18 protein-coding genes and 1 tRNA gene are annotated in these 17,472 nt (G+C 45.5%); 13 read left to right on the top strand and 6 right to left on the bottom strand.

Features of this window, described 5'->3' with window-relative positions:
* Nucleotides 1-140: 140 nt before the first annotated feature.
* Nucleotides 141-698, top strand: a complete 558-nt coding sequence (locus LFX17_RS16035; RefSeq protein ID WP_238747313.1) for a DUF1564 domain-containing protein — start codon at nt 141-143, stop codon at nt 696-698.
* 1 nt (nt 699) lies between these two features.
* Here LFX17_RS16035 and LFX17_RS16030 read toward each other — a convergent pair whose 3' ends face one another.
* Nucleotides 700-1,017 carry a hypothetical protein gene (locus LFX17_RS16030; protein ID WP_238747312.1) on the bottom strand — a complete coding sequence of 106 codons (318 nt, stop codon included), beginning with the start codon at nt 1,015-1,017 and terminating at the stop codon, nt 700-702.
* Nucleotides 1,018-1,221: 204 nt separating this feature from the next.
* Between LFX17_RS16030 and LFX17_RS16025 the strand changes: the two genes are divergently transcribed.
* From LFX17_RS16025 to LFX17_RS15980, 10 genes are all read left to right on the top strand, one after another.
* Nucleotides 1,222-2,166: a helix-turn-helix transcriptional regulator gene (locus tag LFX17_RS16025; RefSeq protein WP_238747311.1), complete on the top strand. Its 945-nt coding sequence runs from the start codon at nt 1,222-1,224 to the stop codon at nt 2,164-2,166.
* A 40-nt stretch (nt 2,167-2,206) separates the two neighbouring features.
* Nucleotides 2,207-3,100: a 4-(cytidine 5'-diphospho)-2-C-methyl-D-erythritol kinase gene (locus tag LFX17_RS16020; RefSeq protein ID WP_238731108.1), complete on the top strand. Its 894-nt coding sequence runs from the start codon at nt 2,207-2,209 to the stop codon at nt 3,098-3,100.
* A 4-nt stretch (nt 3,101-3,104) separates the two neighbouring features.
* A tRNA-Gln gene (locus LFX17_RS16015) sits at nt 3,105-3,180 on the top strand.
* Between the two features lie 24 nt (nt 3,181-3,204).
* Nucleotides 3,205-3,963, top strand: a complete 759-nt coding sequence (locus LFX17_RS16010) for a sugar phosphate nucleotidyltransferase (protein WP_238731107.1) — start codon at nt 3,205-3,207, stop codon at nt 3,961-3,963.
* Entirely contained in the window at nt 3,960-4,898 is a 939-nt protein-coding gene (locus LFX17_RS16005) for a ribose-phosphate diphosphokinase (RefSeq protein ID WP_135574093.1), read from the top strand. The genes LFX17_RS16010 and LFX17_RS16005 overlap by 4 nt, the downstream gene beginning before the upstream one ends.
* Nucleotides 4,899-4,913: 15 nt before the next feature.
* Nucleotides 4,914-5,549: a 50S ribosomal protein L25/general stress protein Ctc gene (locus tag LFX17_RS16000; RefSeq protein ID WP_238731106.1), complete on the top strand. Its 636-nt coding sequence runs from the start codon at nt 4,914-4,916 to the stop codon at nt 5,547-5,549.
* 47 nt (nt 5,550-5,596) lie between these two features.
* Entirely contained in the window at nt 5,597-6,160 is a 564-nt protein-coding gene (pth, locus tag LFX17_RS15995) for an aminoacyl-tRNA hydrolase (RefSeq protein ID WP_135574089.1), read from the top strand.
* Nucleotides 6,161-6,317: 157 nt separating this feature from the next.
* Nucleotides 6,318-8,285 carry an ATP-dependent zinc metalloprotease FtsH gene (ftsH, locus tag LFX17_RS15990; protein ID WP_238731104.1) on the top strand — a complete coding sequence of 656 codons (1,968 nt, stop codon included), beginning with the start codon at nt 6,318-6,320 and terminating at the stop codon, nt 8,283-8,285.
* On the top strand, nt 8,282-8,752 hold the full coding sequence (locus LFX17_RS15985; protein ID WP_238747310.1) for an EVE domain-containing protein: 471 nt from the start codon (nt 8,282-8,284) through the stop codon (nt 8,750-8,752). The genes ftsH and LFX17_RS15985 overlap by 4 nt, the downstream gene beginning before the upstream one ends.
* Nucleotides 8,749-10,833, top strand: a complete 2,085-nt coding sequence (locus LFX17_RS15980) for a 7TM diverse intracellular signaling domain-containing protein (protein ID WP_238731102.1) — start codon at nt 8,749-8,751, stop codon at nt 10,831-10,833. Before LFX17_RS15985 ends, LFX17_RS15980 begins: the two co-directional genes overlap by 4 nt.
* 95 nt (nt 10,834-10,928) lie before the next feature.
* Here the strand turns inward: LFX17_RS15980 and LFX17_RS15975 are convergent, their stop codons facing one another.
* The 5 genes from LFX17_RS15975 to LFX17_RS15955 all read right to left on the bottom strand — a co-directional run bounded on the left by LFX17_RS15975 (nt 10,929) and on the right by LFX17_RS15955 (nt 16,404).
* Nucleotides 10,929-11,339 (bottom strand): hypothetical protein, encoded by a 411-nt coding sequence (locus LFX17_RS15975; RefSeq protein ID WP_238731101.1) that lies wholly within the window; start codon nt 11,337-11,339, stop codon nt 10,929-10,931.
* Nucleotides 11,340-11,626: 287 nt separating this feature from the next.
* Complete coding sequence (locus LFX17_RS15970; RefSeq protein ID WP_238731100.1) at nt 11,627-13,123, bottom strand: polyamine aminopropyltransferase; 1,497 nt, start codon at nt 13,121-13,123, stop codon at nt 11,627-11,629.
* A 6-nt stretch (nt 13,124-13,129) separates the two neighbouring features.
* On the bottom strand, nt 13,130-13,324 hold the full coding sequence (locus tag LFX17_RS15965) for a hypothetical protein (RefSeq protein WP_238731099.1): 195 nt from the start codon (nt 13,322-13,324) through the stop codon (nt 13,130-13,132).
* Nucleotides 13,325-13,378: 54 nt separating this feature from the next.
* Nucleotides 13,379-15,424 (bottom strand): DUF4178 domain-containing protein, encoded by a 2,046-nt coding sequence (locus tag LFX17_RS15960; RefSeq protein ID WP_238747308.1) that lies wholly within the window; start codon nt 15,422-15,424, stop codon nt 13,379-13,381.
* A gap of 170 nt (nt 15,425-15,594) precedes the next feature.
* Nucleotides 15,595-16,404, bottom strand: coding sequence for an adhesin OmpL37 family surface protein (locus LFX17_RS15955; RefSeq protein ID WP_238747307.1), 810 nt, complete (start codon nt 16,402-16,404; stop codon nt 15,595-15,597).
* Nucleotides 16,405-16,769: 365 nt separating this feature from the next.
* Between LFX17_RS15955 and LFX17_RS15950 the strand changes: the two genes are divergently transcribed.
* Entirely contained in the window at nt 16,770-17,108 is a 339-nt protein-coding gene (locus LFX17_RS15950) for a hypothetical protein (protein ID WP_238747306.1), read from the top strand.
* On the top strand, nt 17,105-17,455 hold the full coding sequence (locus LFX17_RS15945; RefSeq protein WP_238731094.1) for an LIC10260 family lipoprotein: 351 nt from the start codon (nt 17,105-17,107) through the stop codon (nt 17,453-17,455). The genes LFX17_RS15950 and LFX17_RS15945 overlap by 4 nt, the downstream gene beginning before the upstream one ends.
* Nucleotides 17,456-17,472: the final 17 nt, after the last annotated feature.

Below are 17,472 nucleotides of genomic sequence, written 5' to 3'. Positions count from 1 at the left end.
GCGTTTTCCGTTTTTCTTATTGAGATGTTGCGTCGGCAGCCGTGATCGAATCGATAAAGGGGGAAAATTTTATTTTGAGCTTTCTGATTTTTTTATGAGATAGAGCTTCTCGGAATCGTTTCGAGTGAACTGAGAAAGGTATGGAATGGATACTTTCTTATTCGGATCGTAAAATCGAGTCTCCTTTGGTTGAAGAAACGAGCAGGGTTGTGACGTTGCTCGTTCCGGAAAATTACTACGATCAGTTGTCGACGGAGAATCAATTGGGTTTATCAAAGAAGCTTCCTTATCTATTGAGGAGATATGCAAAATTTATTTCGGCTACGCAGCGCATCAATTCTAAAGCCGGAACGGCTTTGTATCAAGATCCGGCTAAGATGAAACGAATCAATTTTAGGGTGAGTAGCGGAGATTGGTCGATTTTAGGGGCTTTGGCACAAGCGCATGGAGTTTCGCGTTGTTACCTTTTTAATTTTTTGTTGGCCTTAGATGAGGTCGGGGTTGGCGATTCTATTGTGGAAACCGTGAACGCAGGAGTTCCAACATTTCACGAATATTACAGTTATATCTGGCACCTAGACCTGGCTCACAATCGAATCAGCAGACAGCTAAAATTCTCGCCAAACCCGATTCGGACAATATATGACACGAGTTTTCCGTGGTACCAAAAGTTTTTAACCGACCAATCCACATTTTAGCTCACACGAATCGATCCCATCGAAACGAATTCGATTCTTCTTCCAATCGAATTCCCGGCGGAAGAGATTCCTCCGTTTCGATCTCCAAACGGCAAAAATGATCGTAATCGTTAACATGTTCCGAAGGGTTCTCTTCCCAACGAGAAACAATTCTCCCGACAAAAACACACGATTCTCGACTTCTCACGCCGTAAATCGCACCTTGAATCGAATCGTCTTCCTTAGCGCTCAATTTTTGATTCACCGAAATTAGGATTCGATTGCCCGTTAAACGTAAGGGTGTGCCGATAAATACTCCGGCGGAATCCATCAATTCCAAATAAAATTTCCGCGGGTACTGAATGTTTCTAACAATTTTCTTTTCTGACTCTGGCTGCATGAACACAGAATGAGAAGCTTCTTTTGCAAACGGATTCCAAATCCTTAAAATTTTCCTTTTTTCAATTACAAATCGTTTCGCAAGAATCCCGCATTTCCGGTTTACAGAATGTGCGCCGTTTTTACTCTTGAGGAGTAGGTTTTCATGAATCCAAGCACGGTTCGATTGAACTTCAAATTAAATCTGATTCGTCATCTTAGGGACGGGAAACGAATGACACTGGAAGAACTTTCCAGTGTGACGGGTGTAACCAATCAAAAAGATTTAAAGGAACAGCTCGGAGAACTTTTTTTTCTCGGCGCGACTCCTCATGTTGCGGATTTGATTCAGGTCGATTACGATTCGGAAACGGATACCTTCGGATTGATTCTTCCGTTTCGTTTTGATTCCAGTTTGCGTCTCAGTATTCGAGAATGGCTCACCCTTCGCAAAATTTTAGAAGAAGCCGCCGAAACCAATCAAGATCCGAACACAAACGCAACCGCACGTAAGATTCTTCAAAAGATAGTTTCGATCGTACCGGTTGCCGGACAAGAAGCCTTGTCCGCTTATAAAACGAACATACAAGACGCGATTCGCCAAGGAAAAAGCCTCATCTTGGAATACCAATCCAGAAGCGGAGAAAAATCCTCTCAGAGAAAAGTGGATCCTTGGTTTCTGTTTCATTCATTAGAAGATTATTTATTAGGGTTTTGTCATGAACGAAAAGCTGCTCGAAACTTTCGGCTCGATCATATTCTCTCTTTAAAAATCGGTAACGATCCGATTACGCAACCCGCGGGTCAAAAGAAGTCGACATATATCCTAGAATTCGAGGAATTTAGAAAATCACAGGAGAATTCTTCCGGCGTAGCTGAAATCTGGCACACGAAAGAAGTGTTTTACAACTTGAATCGCAAACTCGGTCTTGAACGGACTTCCGAAACGAAAACCTTCGACAATGTCGTCTATCATTTGTCAAAAGCGAAGATTCGCGAAGAAGCCTGGTTTTTAGAGACGATTCTCCCGTTTGGAAAAAACGTAATTCTGAAAAGCCCTTCTCATCTCGTAAAAAGAATCGTAGGTGAAATCGAATCCATTCTGCGTTAAGCTACAATGAAGTCGTTCACGAAAACTAAGGAAGAATCGTTTGCTCTCCCCCGCTAAGATCAATCTCGGATTGGAAATCCCGTTCAAACGGCCGGACGGGTTTCACGAAATCCGAAGCGTGTTTCTCCGAATCTCCTGGGGAGACGATATCGAAATCGAACCGGCGGATAGCGGAGTTTTTGAGCTCGTTTCCAAAAACGAAATCATATTAGAGAAACGGAAACTATATGATCAGGTTTCCGAAAAGGGCGATCTTAAAAAGAATATTCTTTATAAGACCTACGAAAAGGCGCGATCTCGTTTTCCCGAACTTCCGGGAGTCAAAATTCATCTGACAAAACGGATTTCTCCCGCGGGAGGACTTGGAGGAGGAAGCACGAACGCCGCTTCTCTTCTAAACTTTCTTTTTTCCTGGCGTTCTTTTTTTACTTCGGATGAGATGCGCGATCTCGCGGCAGAAATCGGCTCCGATGTTCCGTTCTTTTTGGGAGAAGGTCACGCATTCGTAACCGGTCGAGGCGAAATTTCGAAAGAAATCGAAGTCCATCCGGGACAGGGAATTCTCGCTTTAACTCCGCAGGTGATGAATACGGCGGAAATGTACTCCTTATTGAAAAAACCTTTACAAGAGGGGGGCTCCCAGAAAGATGGGAATACGCTGCCAGAAAATCTGATTTCTGTCTTAAAAAACGGAGATTGGAGCGCTCTGCAGGGTAGGCTCTTGAATGATTTTGAGCCGGTTGCCTTCCAACTTCATCCGGAATTGGGAGTTCTCAAGGACAGATTCCTGGAGTTTGGATCCAGTTATTGTTCTTTGACCGGTTCAGGTTCGAGTGTGTACGGGCTGGTCCAGGGCCTTGAGATCCAAGAAGAACTGCTGCACAGGCTGAGGCAGGAATTCCCAAATCTCACTTTCGTACGATTCAACTTTTAGAAACTGGGCTGTCGCCAAGTGGTAAGGCAGCGGTTTTTGGTATCGCCATTTCCTAGGTTCGAATCCTAGCAGCCCAGCCAGTGAATTACTGACATTTATTAACGATGAAACCTACTCAGGATAAGGTCGCTGTGGTATTAGCCGCAGGGAAGGGCACCCGTATGAAAACGGATCAGCCTAAGGTTGCGGTAGAGCTGAACGGCAAACCGCTACTTCTCTATGTACTCGATCACCTGAAAGCATCCGGCGTGGAACGGATCGTAGTCGTAGTAGGTTACAAAAAAGAATTAGTCCAAGCCCTCTGTTCCGGAATTTCCGGAGTTTCTTTTGCGGAACAAACCGAACAACTTGGGACCGCACACGCTCTTCTTTGTGCCGAATCGGAACTCAAAGACTTTCAAGGTTCGGTGATCGTCGCCTGCGGCGACGTTCCTATGATCACCGCTGAAACCTTCGGTAATATCGTAAAAGAACACAAACAAAACGAATTCTCCGCAACGATTCTTTCCGCAGTCGTAGAAAAGCCGACCGGTTACGGAAGAATCATCCGCAATTCTTCCGGTGATGTTACGGCTATCGTGGAAGAAAAGGATTCCAACGCGGAAGAAAAACTCATCAACGAAATCAACACCGGAACCTATGTGTTCGACGGTGACGGACTTTTCGATTCTCTCAGACAAATCGGAAACTCGAACGCTCAGGGAGAATATTATCTTCCCGATCTCGTGAAATTATACAGAAACTCAGGAAAGAAACTCGGCGCTATGAAACTGAAAAATCATCTCGAAAGTCACGGGGTGAATTCTCCCGAAGACCTGCAGATGCTTTCCGCCATGATCAAAGGGGAGGCCGTCCATCCATGAACGGAGACATCGCGGTATTTGCCGGAAGTTCCAATAAACAAATCGCCGAAGAAATTTGTACTCATCTTAACATTCAGCCCGGCAAGATTAACCTGAAGAAGTTCTCGGACGGAGAAATTTCGGTGAAGGTGGAAGACAACGTTCGAGGAAGGGAAGTCTTCATCGTTCAATCCACTTCGGCTCCTGCGAACGATCATTTGATGGAATTGATTCTGATTATGGACGCGCTTCGCAGAGCTTCCGTTTCCAGCATTAGCGTCGTGATCCCGTATTACGGCTACGGTCGTCAGGACAGAAAAGTGGAACCGCGCGTTCCCATTTCCGCGAGAGTCGTTGCGGATCTCCTCGAAGTCGTTGGCCTCAACCGCATTCTTACCATGGACTTGCACGCGGATCAAATCCAAGGATTCTTCCGTGTTCCGGTCGATAATCTTCACTTTGCCCCGGTTCTTGCGGACTACATCAATACGAAAAATATCGAAGACCTCGTGATCGTTTCTCCCGATTCGGGCGGCGCGGAAAGAGCGAGAGCCTTCGGCAAAAAAGTGAACGGTTCATTAGCAATCATTGATAAACGTAGACCGAAAGCGAACGTCTCCGAAGTGATGAACGTGATCGGCGAGATCGAAGGGAAGAATTGTATTCTTCTCGACGATATGATCGACACCGCAGGAACGATCTGCAAGGCCGCGGACGCTCTTTTGAAACACGGAGCGAAGTCGGTTTATTGTGCGGCCACTCACGGGGTTCTATCCGGCGAGGCCGTGGATCGGATCAACGCGACGAACTTCACGGAAGTCGTTCTTGCGAACACGATCGCGATTCCCGAATCTAAAAAGATTCACAAATTGAAATCATTGTCCGTAGCTCCTCTTTTCGCGAACGCGATCAAGAGGATTCATACAAATCAATCAGTCAGCACTTTATTCGATTAAGGTTAGGTAATAAGAATGAGCCAGAGCACAATTCACAAAATCGCGGTTAAAAAAAGAACAGAAACCGGTAAAAACGAAAACAATCGTCTTCGTTCTTCGGGCTTGGTTCCCGTAAATATCATCGGAGCCGGAGTTGCAACGTCCGGAGCGGTGAACGAGAAAGAACTGGAAAAGATGGTTCATTCCGGAATCCGTCAGTCCACTCTGATCGAACTCGACGTGGAAGGCCAAGGCACGCAAAAAGTATTCGTAAAAGAAATCCAAAGATTTCCCGAAATCGACAGAATCCGTCACGTTGATTTCTACAAAGTCGTTCCCGGTCAAAAGATCATCACCAAAATCGGCATCGAGACTACCGGTGTCGCGAAAGGTTCCAAAACCGGAGGTCAATTCGAACATATCATTCACGAGATCCGCGTTAAAACGATCCCTGAAGATCTGGTTGAAAACCTTACCATCGACGTTACCGATCTCGATGTGGGCGATGCGATTAAGATCAGCCAGTTGAAAGTTCCCGCAAGCTGGGAAATTTTGATCAACGGAGATCCGATCGTTACTTCCGTAAATAAAACGAAAGCACTCCTTGCCGCCGAAAGAGCGGAAGCTAAAGGCGCCGCCGGCGACGACAAAGCTAAGAAAGGAAAAAAATAAAACGGAACTTCAATCAGGTCTAATCTGATAAAAACAGATAGGTATTCATGAAGCTGATCGTCGGACTCGGGAATCCAGGGGACAGATACAACAATAACCGCTCAAACATCGGTTTCAAAATTTTGGATGTTATCGCGAATAACATCAATGTTGAAATCAAGACCAAGAAGAAGAAATCTCTAATCGGTCGCGGTGATTTTGAGGGGGAAGAAGTCGTACTCTTAAAACCGCAGACGTTCAGCGATCTGTCCGGTGAGTCCGTTCTTTACATCGCTTCGTTTCTAAAAATCCAGGTGGGAGAAATTCTTGTCATTCAAGAAGACTGGACTCTCCCTCTCGGAAGAATCGTAGTCGATAAAGGAACTCAGGAAACGGATCATCCCGGTGTGAAGTCCATCATTCAATCTCTTCGTTCTCCGAATTTTATCCGCATTCGAATCGGAATTTGGAACGACGGATTCGATCTCAAGGCCCGCGATTCTTTTTTGAAAGAAGATTTCGAGCCGATGGAAAACTTGAGTCTGATCCAGATCATCAACGACGCGGAAGCCGCGATTCGTTCGATTTCTCTCGGAGATATCGACGACGTGATCGAAAAATATCATCTTTGAAGTAAAAAATCTTCGCGATTTCCGTTTCCCGCCGATTTCCTTTTAGCGTTATCGGCCAATTCTTCCTTGCCTTTTTGAAGAAACGTGAAATCCTATCAGAAGGAACCTCTTGCCTGTTGATTGTTTCTTACAGGCGTCTAAGTTACAGGAGAACTCCATGAACAAGAACTTGAAAAACGTATTCTTTGTCCTTATTATTATGATGGTCGTTTTGATCATCGCTTACAACTACGAAAATAACGCGGGCGCAACAAAGGATATCTCCTATTCCGATTTTTTGAATATGTTGGAGCCGGTAGAAGGTAAAAAACCTCTCGGCAAATTGTATAAAGGAAGCGTCGATAAATACAATAAGATCCAAATCGAGAAAGACGTCATCGAAGGTTTTTACATTCCTTCCGAATACGCGGAATCCAAAACAGCTAAGCCAGTAAAATTCAGAACCACAGTCGCACCTTTGGATAAGGATCTTATCGCATCCTTAAGAAGAGCTAACGTGTCCTTCGACGCTCGTTCCGCGGAAGAGGGAAAATTCTGGAGCGTCATCGGAAGCAATATTCTTCTTATCGTAATTCTGATCGGTCTCTTCTGGTTCATCATGATGAGGCAGATTCAATCCACCGGAAACAAAGCTTTCTCCTTCGGCAAGTCGAAGGCGAAAATGACCGTGGACCCGAAAGTAAAAGTCACCTTTGAAGACGTCGCCGGCTGCGAAGAGGCAAAGGAAGAATTAGTCGAAATCATAGAGTTTCTCAAAGATCCTAAAAAGTTTCACGCGATCGGTGCGAGAATCCCCACCGGTGTTCTGTTAGTCGGTCCTCCGGGAACCGGTAAAACATTGCTTGCAAGAGCGGTTGCGGGAGAAGCGGGAGTTCCTTTCTTCTCCATTTCCGGATCGGACTTCGTGGAAATGTTCGTCGGGGTCGGAGCTTCGAGAGTGAGAGATCTCTTCGACCAAGGAAAAAAGAATTCTCCTTGTATCATCTTTATCGATGAGATCGATGCGGTCGGTCGTCTGAGAGGGGCGGGACTTGGCGGAGGCCACGACGAAAGAGAACAAACCCTCAACCAAATGCTCGTCGAGATGGACGGTTTTGAAAAGAACGAAGGTGTGATCGTAATGGCGGCTACGAACCGTGCGGACGTTTTGGATCCCGCTTTGCTTAGACCGGGTCGTTTTGACCGTCAAGTAATGGTCGATCTTCCGGACATCAAAGGAAGAGAAGAAATTCTCAAAGTTCATTCCCGCAAAGTTCCGATGACCAGCGATATTTCCCTTCACTCGATTGCAAGAGGAACCCCCGGTTTTACCGGAGCCGATCTCGCGAACCTCATCAATGAAGGCGCGTTGCTTGCGGCTCGTAAGAATAAAAAACGTGTCACTCAGGAAGAACTCGAAGAAGCGCGCGACAAAGTGATGATGGGACCGGAACGGAAATCCTTTTTCATTTCCGAAAAAGAAAAAGAAGTCATCGCGTATCACGAAGCGGGTCATGCGATTCTCGGAACCCTTCTTCCTTATACGGAACCGGTTCACAAGGTTACGATCATTCCGAGAGGACGCGCGCTCGGATTGACACAATCTCTTCCCAAAGAAGACAAACACATTCTCCCTAAAACCTATTGGCTCGACCAAATCGTGGTGGCGATGGGAGGATTTATCGCGGAAGAATTCAAGTTCGGCGTGACTTCCACTGGTTCTAGCAACGACATTCAACAAGCGTCGAACATCGCACGCAAAATGGTCTGCGAGTGGGGAATGTCCGAAAAACTAGGAACCGTGAATTACAGCGGCGATCAGGCGAACGTGTTCATCGGAAGAGATATGGGCCACAGCAGTAAATATTACTCCGAAGAATTCGCGGCGATGATCGACAAAGAAGTTCGTGAAATCATCCAGACATGTTTGAACAAAGGACGCGATCTCGTTCGTAAGAACGCTTCTAAATTTGAAGGACTTGCTAAGGCTCTTCTGGCTAAAGAAACCATTTCTCACGAAGAACTGATGGCGATCGTTCATCCGGCCAACGAGGAAGGTGCTAAAAAAAAGCCGGAAAAAACCGTTAAGTCCAAAAAACAAAACGGCATTAAAACGAATCCAGCTTACAACGCCGGAATGGAATGAAACACTGGCTGTTTAAGACAGAACCGGACGTCTTCTCCATCGACGACCTCTACAACGCTCCTTCCCATACCGCTCCTTGGGAAGGAGTAAGAAATTATCAAGCCCGCAATTTCTTGCGTGACAGTATTAAAAAAGGGGATTTAGTTCTCTTTTACCATAGTAGGGCGAACCCCCTTTCCATCGTCGGAATTGCGGAAGTAGTAAAACCCGGTTATCCGGATCATTTCGCTTTTGATCCTTCTCACAAATACTTCGATCCGAAAAGTAAGACTGAGAATCCTACTTGGTATATGGTAGATATAAAGTTCAAAAAAAAGTTCCCGAAACCTGTCACGATGGAAGAAATGAAAACACAGAAAGCCCTTAAAAATATGGTGCTTTTACAGAAAGGATCTCGCCTTTCGATTCAACCGGTTTCTCCCGCGGAGTTTCAGTTTATTCTGGGACTTGCGGGCGTGAAACTTTGAAGCGACGCGTATCTCTCTTCTTCATTTCGTTTTGTTTCGGAACTCTGCTTGCGATTCCGGCTAACGTATTTTCTCAAACTCAAACACAATCTTACTTAAAGACAAACTCGTTAACGGAAGAATTCGTATTCCCTCTTTCCGGTGAAATGAAAGGGGAATATCTCGGAAAGAATCTTCAAATCTTAGAAGATCCTAAAAACGAATTCCGCATCGAGGATTTTTCCAATCTCAACTTCAACCCGGGTTGGACTAAGTTCGAAAAAAACAGTCTTTCCAAGGGGTTTACACAATCCGTGTTTTGGGTTCGTTTTAAAACACGTTTTAAAAATCACGAGTTCGGTTCTCATCCTTGGTTTTTGGAACTCGCCAATCCGGCCGCGGAAGAGTTTACCGTTTACAGAAAAATTTCCGGCTTTCCGATTCGTTACGAAGAAGTTCGGAAAGAACAAAGCGTCCGCTATTTTCATCCCGTATATCGTCTTGTTTCCAAAAACGCCGCCACCGACGAGTATCTCGTTCGTATCGCGACACGAAGATCTTTGATCTTAAATTTCAAGGCTTGGAGCGTTTACGAGTTTATCATAAACGTTCAAATCCAAAATATTCTCTTCGGATTATTTTTCGGTGCGATTCTAGTGATGCTCGTATACAACGGATTCGTTTTATACACGGTCAAGGAAGCCGGTTATCTTTTTTACGTTCTTTATCTTTTGTCGTTCGCGTTGTGGCAGTTGTCTGTGACCGGAGTCGGGAATCAATATATCTTCACGGATTCTTTAAAGACTTGGAACAATTGGTTGGTTCCGTTCGCGTATCTTGCGATCGTTTTTTCGCTCCAATTTACGAGATCGTTTTTGCACACCGATCGGAAAACGAAGGTTTTGGATCGGATTCTGATCCTTTTTATGTTACCCGGAATCGTGGGAGTCGGGCTTTCCTTTTTTCCTATATTCTATTTTTGGAATATGCAAGCGTTGACCTTGTTTCCGATTCTCGCCTCGGTCGTCGTGATTTATGCGGGGATCGATCGGTATCGTCAAGGTTATAGACCGGCACGTTTCTTTTTGATGGCTTGGTCCGTGTTGGTCGTTTTTATTCTCGTTACCGTTTTGCGGAATCTTTCGATCCTGCCTAGCAATTTGTTTACAAACTGGGGTTCTTTGATCGGTTCCTTGTTGGAAATGACGTTGTTGTCCTTTGCGCTTGCGGATCGGTTCAAATCCTTACAAGCCGAAAGTTTGCAGACGAGCATCGACGCGTACGAGAATCAGATTAAACTTTCGGAAATTGAACAGGAGTTGAAAATCGCGAGAGAATTGCAGGAATCGATTCTCCCCGATAAACTTCCGAAACTCGAAGGAATCGAACTCTCGGTCAAGATGGAATGCGCAAGTTCCGTAGGCGGCGACTTCTACGACTTTCACGATTACGGCGACGGAAGGCTGGGTGTTTTTATCAGCGACGTTTCGGGACACGGGATTCCCGCGGCCATCATCGCATCCATGGTCAAACTCGCATTCTCGATCGAAGTGCGTAAGGCCGTCGAACCTGCGGATCTGTTAAAAAACGTGAATCGGGCGTTGATGGGAAAATACGGAAAACATTTCATCACCGCGGCGTACTTGATCGTAGATATAGGCAAAGGTATCATAACGTATTCGAATGCGGGACATCCACCGATCGCGATTCTCAATCATTTCAAAGGAGAATTCAGAGAAATCTTTTTACCCGGGTGGATCATGGGACTCGACGGAAATTTGAAAAACGGTCAGCTCATCATTCCGATCAAAAAGGAAGATCGTATCGTTCTTTTTACGGACGGCGTTACGGAAGCGCGCAACAAGTTCGGTCAGATGTTCGGTTATCAGAAATTTTACGATCTTCTAAAATCTCATTCGGAAATCCGAGGCGGCGTTTTGAATCAGATCGTTTTCGACACGGTGCGGTCTTGGTCCGGGCGAGGGGATCAGTTCGAAGACGATATTACGCTTTTGATTTTGGATCTGAACGGAAAAGCGGAGAAGGATACCGGAGAAGCGACAGCTCCCCCATATCAAGAAATTTCCAAAACGGGAAGTTGAAGCCGGCGAGACCGGTCGATCTTCCCACTTTTCGAATGGCGGCTAACGTGATTAAACCCGGATAAAATCCGTTCGCGACCGGAAAGGTTTGATCGTTATTTTTTCAGTTCCTTCAAATAAGCGATCAATTCCGGGGACACTTGAATCGGTCGTTTGCGGTACGTTTTCTTGTATTCCTTTTTGAATTCCTTATGGCAAGACTTGCAGGATTGCTCATAGTCCTTCGACTTTAACGCTTCCTGAGAAATTTCGTTCCACTTCGCTTTCTGTTCGTCGAGCGCAAAATTCGGAAGTTCGTTTAGTATCTTTTCGATGTATTCCGGTTTTCCTTTTTTCGCAGCTTTGACGGCGGGTTTGGCATAATCCTCCATAAAATCATGAACCGTCGTTTCGACCTTTCTTTCGGGTGCGGTCGGACCGGCGTTTAAAGAAAACGTAAACAAGGCGACGAAAATCGTTAGCGTGGTGATCGATACGATTTGCGGAAGGGCGATTCTTTTTTTCATTCGATTCCTCAAGTGGTAAAAGGTTTTCAAGAATTTCACGATTCTTGCAAGTAAGAAAGCGATTTTCTATTCAAGTTCCGTTATTTCAAAATTTCTGTCGATTTAGAGAGAAGTTGTTTGTCGGAGTTCCTAGAAATTTTAGGATCGGGATTTTTCTTGAAAAAAAGAAACTTTTCTGATATAGAAAAATTTCCTGAGTTTTCCCACAAAGCCCACCACCTCCACCCAATTAGGGTGGGGGCCCTTGCAAGTGTCACAGAAAAATTGTCGGAACTACGACAAATTCCTCAATCCAGAATCCGATTCCATTCCCGATCGTAATAACGAACCAAAGCCTGATTGTCCAAACGATTGATCTCCACCGGAATTCTGGACATATCCTCCGGAAAAATCTGAATCGATTCGAGTTCTTTCCGATTCAAAAAGCGGAGATGGTCGGGAAATTCCGGTCTAAAACGGATCGGTCGCTCACCCGCCAAAACGAATCCCCATTCTCCGAATGAAGGAACGTACACATGCAATGGAAGAGTCCGATACCCGAGCGAAGCGATCGTTCTCTCGATACACCAATACGAAGAACGCGCAAACAACGGGGACGTGGATTGGATTTCCAAAACGGAGGACGAATTCATTCTTCGTTTTAGCACATGAAAGAACGCGGTCGTATAAAGTTTCCCCAGGGAAAAGTTGCTCGGATCGGGAAAGTCGATGATTACGACGTCGAAAGTTCTGTCCGATTCCTCGAGCCATACGAACGCGTCCGTATTGATCACTTGAACTTTCGGATTTTTCAGACTTTCGTCGTTGAGTTCTTTGAGAACTCCGTGATCCGTAAATAGATTCGTGACCGCAGGATCCAAATCGACCAGCGTAACCGATTCCACGCTTTTGTGTTTGAGAATTTCCCGTACGGCAAGACCGTCCCCTCCGCCGAGAACCAAAACCTGTTTAGGAGAAGGATGAGCGAGTAACGCGGGGTGAACCAAGGTTTCGTGATAACGATATTCGTCCCGCGACGAAAATTGAAGATGTCCGTTTAAAAAAAGACGGATTTCGTTTTTCCATCGTGTAACGATGATTCTTTGGAATTGGGATTGTTTAGAAAGAATGATCTCGTCCGTGTATAAGGATTCTTCGCTGTAATAGGTAATCAAATCCGAAAAGGAAAATCCCAAGATCAAAAGCGTTAATACGACAACGGATTGTGCGCGCAAAAGAATCATTCTGGATTGTTTGAGCGGTAAGGCCCAGGTTCCCCAGAGCGCGACTCCGGCATTCAAAATTCCGAATAGAAACCCGGTGCGGATCAGACCGAGTTTCGGAGCGAAAAAGATCGGAAATAAAATCGAAGCGAGCAAGGCGCCCACGTAATCCAAACTCAGAACACGTGATACGAGTTCCTTGAATTGAAGTTCTTTTTTTAGGATTCGTAATAGAACGGGAATTTCAAGACCGACCAAGATCCCGATCAGAATCACGAGCAAGAACAAAGGGATCTGAAAGTAACGGATTTGACCGAAGCTCAGATACAAAACGGCGGAACTAAAACCGCCAACGAGTCCGATCGCGAGTTCAATTTCCAAAAACTTGGGGATAAGATCTTTTTCCACATATTTGGACAACCAGGAGCCGACTCCCATCGAGAAGAGGTAAGTTCCTATGATAAGGGAAAATTGTGTGACCGTTTCTCCGAGAAGATAAGAGGCGATGGTTCCGGCCAAAAGTTCGTAAACGAGGCCGCAGGAAGAAATGATAAGAACGGAAATATAAAGGGCGGTCTGCAAACGGTTTTACTTTCCTCCGGAATATCTCATGAAGTTCGCGTAGTGAGAACGGTAAACTCCGGGGTTTTCTCGAACGGTTTTCGGAACGTTCTCTATTTCGTCCACGTTGCTCGAACCGCCTCCGTAAAAATTGTTATACGTAAGATAGCCCGTAAGCCAGAGAACATACGCGGGATATAATAATTGTTTAATGTAGCTCATGGTCGCCTCTTAATAAAATCGGATAGAATTCTTTCGGACTTTTATATTTTTCCCCTAATCGTCGCTATACGAAGAATCGTCGTCGTCCGAATCGGAACTCGAAGTCGACGGAGCAAAATCGCTGTTCTCGTTTCGCGAGGTCTCGAAAGAAAAACTTCGGAATAGCGAATACGGAACCGGAAGCCAGATCGCGATCAGGAACAGAAAGTAATACACGGATTGATCGACGTCGCGTTTGATCGTTAAGGTCACATGCGCACCGCTTCCTCGAGGAAAGTCCGATTCCGATTCAAGGCGAAGATAGTATTCTCCGGCGGGGACTTCTCCGATGATGATGTCCGCGGACTTATCTCCTTCGGACCAGCTTTCTCCGTCTTCGTAACCTTGGTAATAACTGATTTCCAAGCCCGTATCGTAAGCGATGTCCGTTTTGGTATTGATCAACGCCAAAGAATAATAGATGTAATGATTGGAAAGTTCGGGAACGTCCATCTTAATCTGCACGTTCTGTCTGTCGCCGCCGCCCAGTTGAAACGTCTCCGTAACGAAAGAAGAATCGGTCGTTCCGCCGGGAGCGGGATCGCGGACATAAGCAAAGTCTTTCTTAAAAACTTCCTTTTCCTGAGCATTCCAACAAAAACCGATCTGAACCAACAACATGACGACCGATAACCAACTTGCGATTTTTATGTTTCGCTTTTTGATTTTCGTAAAAGGGTTCGGTTGCGCGGCGCCGATTCCTTCCGGTTCCGGAAGATTCACATCTCCATGAACGGCTTTTTTTAATTCGTCCACAGGAACATATTCGCCGATCGACCAGAAAAGTTCGTTCTGCGTTTTTTCGGAGGAAAGCATTTTCGGCGGAGCGATAAAGTCAGCAAGTTCCGCCGTGTCGCCCGCGTGAATCTTATAATAGAATTCTCCGAACGCGAAATCCGTTCCCGCTGTGGACGAGTTGAACAATTTATATTCTTCTTTTTGAAAGCTTTTTTTCGGAGGATAAGAACCGATGACCGTTCTCGGAATAAACGGAACCGGTTCGAACACGGTCCAATGTCCGTTCGTTTCGTTCAGCCAATAATACCCGCCGGTATAATGAAGTAGATATTCCGTCCAAGGAAAAATTTCGCCGTCTGCGTGAACGGATTTTTTGACGACGCCGAGCACCTCGCATTCTTTTCCTTTGAGAGTGAGTTTTGTTCCGGGAAGAAGATAAACGTTGTCCTTGATCACTTCCTGAAACTTGGAAAGAATTTTCAGTTCGTCTTTGCTCGTATCCATTACGGTTCCGCAATATTCGCAGGCGACCGATTTGGAAAAATCCGGACTTCTTTGGCTCAAAGAAGCGCCGCAACCCATACACTGAATCGCCTTCGCTTCCTGAATTTTCTGAAACCCTTGGAACGCTTTCGGATCTCTCAGGTTGATGAACTGAATCTGATCGAAGCTGTACATCATTCCGCGGAAATAAAGGGGAGGCGTATGAGAATAATCTAATGTAGCAAACCAGCCTTGATCGGTGGCGAGATCTAAAAGAACGGATGTGGTTCCGGTTTGAAACCCGACAGGCAATTCTCCTTCTCCACCCACGCAGGTCGCGAGGCCGATTTCGCGGATCATCCAGAGTTCATTGTCGAGTTTGAGGGTGTCCCCGGCTCTCAAAAGTTGTTTGGAAGTTTTAGAGGAGATAAAGTAAACGTCCGGAGGCGAATCTAAATCCCGAATCGGATCGTGTTCCGGAAAAATTTCGTTCTGAGAAGTCGGTTTCAACTGCGTAATCATGAATTGACCCTGCGCTTCCGCGAGCCAAATCGAATTTCCATCCTGAGAAATCGCATGCCATTCGTTCCAAGTACCGAGCGCGTATTGCTGTTGAATTCTTCCGACAACTTGAAACTGAATCCCGTCCTTGGTTTTACCGGAGGTTCCGATTTGGATGGGGGAAAGATCCGGGACCAATTCTCCGGCCTTGCCTAAACTTTCCAGAGACTGGTTCTTTTGAACGGTCAGAGTTTTGCAATTCGGACAGACTCCGTAGATGGAAGCCTTGCTTTGAAATGGGACGGGCGCTCCGCAGTTGGGACAACTCAGTTCTAACACAAAGGTCGGTTGTATCTAGGGAAGAATTCCTTGTCATCTGAATTTCGAAACGACGATCGGAAAAAAGGATCGGGGCGCTCGGGCCCATTCGTTCGACAAGAGCAAAATTTCCGGAAGTCGCCCGCCGGGCTCTCCGCTTCAGTCAAGTTATCATCGATCCCTGCGCCGGATCAACGTTTCGCTTGTCTTCTCGCGCGTACGTACGGTGCGTCGACTTCTCCCAGAGGTTTTTCCAATTCTTCCAAGGCAGGATCTTGCCAATATGTGTCGTAGAGGTTCTCGCCCGAATAGGTGTGAAAGTGATTGTCGAAATGAATTCTCGCGAACTCATCTTTGCGGGAAAACATCGCTCGATTGATCTCGTTCAGGATTCCCAAAAAATCCTCAGTTTCCGGATCGGGAGGAAAATCGGAAAGATATTCCATGGAAAGAAGAACCACATACTTTCTGGATTGTTTGAGCAATTTTAGAGATTCGTAAAGCAGTTCCAACTTGATCGGCTGAAGATACGGTCTTGAATTGTCGGCGATCAATTTTTTCTGCTCGGCTGCGGCTAATTCTCTGTAACCCAATTCGAGATGTTTTTTCGGCCTGGCTGTCGTCCCTCGAATGGCGCGATAACCGAGAGAATTCAATTCTCCTCGGATCGTCTTTTTGCTCGTTTCGATCAGACTCGAATATAGAATCACGAGCAGGTCTTGTGTGCGTTTGAGTTCGGCGTATGATTTTTCGAGATCGAATTGAAAATAAAGCTGATTGGTTTCCACGTGATGTTGAATGACTCGTTTATAAAGAGCTTTGTCCGCATCGGAACCGATGTTGGAAATCGAACTGTTGAGAGCCTTGATGAGAAATTCGTTCGTTTTGAGTCCGCGTTCGACACGAACCAGATGAGTGGCGCCGTTGCTTGCATAATCCGCAAATACGGAAAACGGCGATGCAAGAATGAACCAGATCAAAATTCCAAACGCCGTCCTCATACATTTATTTTCGGGAATCGCAAAGGTAGAATTCAATCCAACCTCGAAATAAGAGAGGCTTCTCCTTTTCTGAAATTATGTCCGCAAGTCATCTTACAAATTGAAAAGAGAATTTTGAGGCAGGTTTACGGAAGGTCGGTTTGTGCGTTCTCGGAATTATAATCGGGACGGTTTTTGAGAGAGATTTTTTGTTTCGGGACGTGGTATATTGATTTTATAGTATATTCAAAAAATAATATATTCTTGCTTGAATTTTTGCTTTTATCCGGAATCCGTTTGCCACCGAAAAGGCTTTCGATTTATCCTCCTTAGGAGAATTCAAAAGGAGAAACGGATTTGATGCGTTCGTCCGTGCCATTTCTTTCATGAAACCGGTTTCGTTTTTAATTTTATCGACGTTGGCGGCGGCCGTGACCGCTTGTTCCAGCTCTCAAAAAGTGTATCTTTTATCGCAAGGAGATTGGAATGGGAGAAAGCTTCCCGAAATCCAAGGTCTCAAAGGCGAAATCCGTAAGGGAGAAGACTGCGGTTTTAAATTCAGTCTCGCGCAAGCCTTTGCAAATGCGCTCAAGGATACGAAATACGATACGATTCTCGATGCGGAAGTGACTCAATCCGCGAGTGTTTTGGTTCCATTCAATTGTATTTCGATACGGGGTTTCGCCTTGGACAGCGCTGCGATTCAAAAGGAGAACGGCCAATGAGATTGTTCGCGATTTCCTTTTTGACGTTTGCGACTCAGATCTTGCTGAGCTGCGGCGGTTCGCCGCCGCGCAGACTTTCCTACGTCGTTTTGGATAAACCGCAATCGAATCTTTCTTCCGAAGGAAGAATACCTTCCATCGAATCCGGTAAATTTCGATTCGGAATCTTTTTTATTCCGGCATCGGGAGTTCATTCTTATTTGAAGGAAATGGAAACGCAAACCGGATCTTCCGTTTTGAGAAACGTCGACGTCGTAATGCGGCCCGGATTTTGTATTCTGCCTTTGATTCCGGTTGTCTGTGTTACGAGATATTCGGTCGTTGCGGGCGATGAGGGAAAAGAATAAATTTAGAAACCTTCATC

It is taken from the genome of Leptospira sanjuanensis (assembly GCF_022267375.1).
GTDB lineage: Bacteria > Spirochaetota > Leptospiria > Leptospirales > Leptospiraceae > Leptospira > Leptospira sanjuanensis.
The sequence above is the reverse complement of the archived record's forward strand: the minus strand, read 5'-3'. Positions and strand labels throughout refer to the sequence as shown.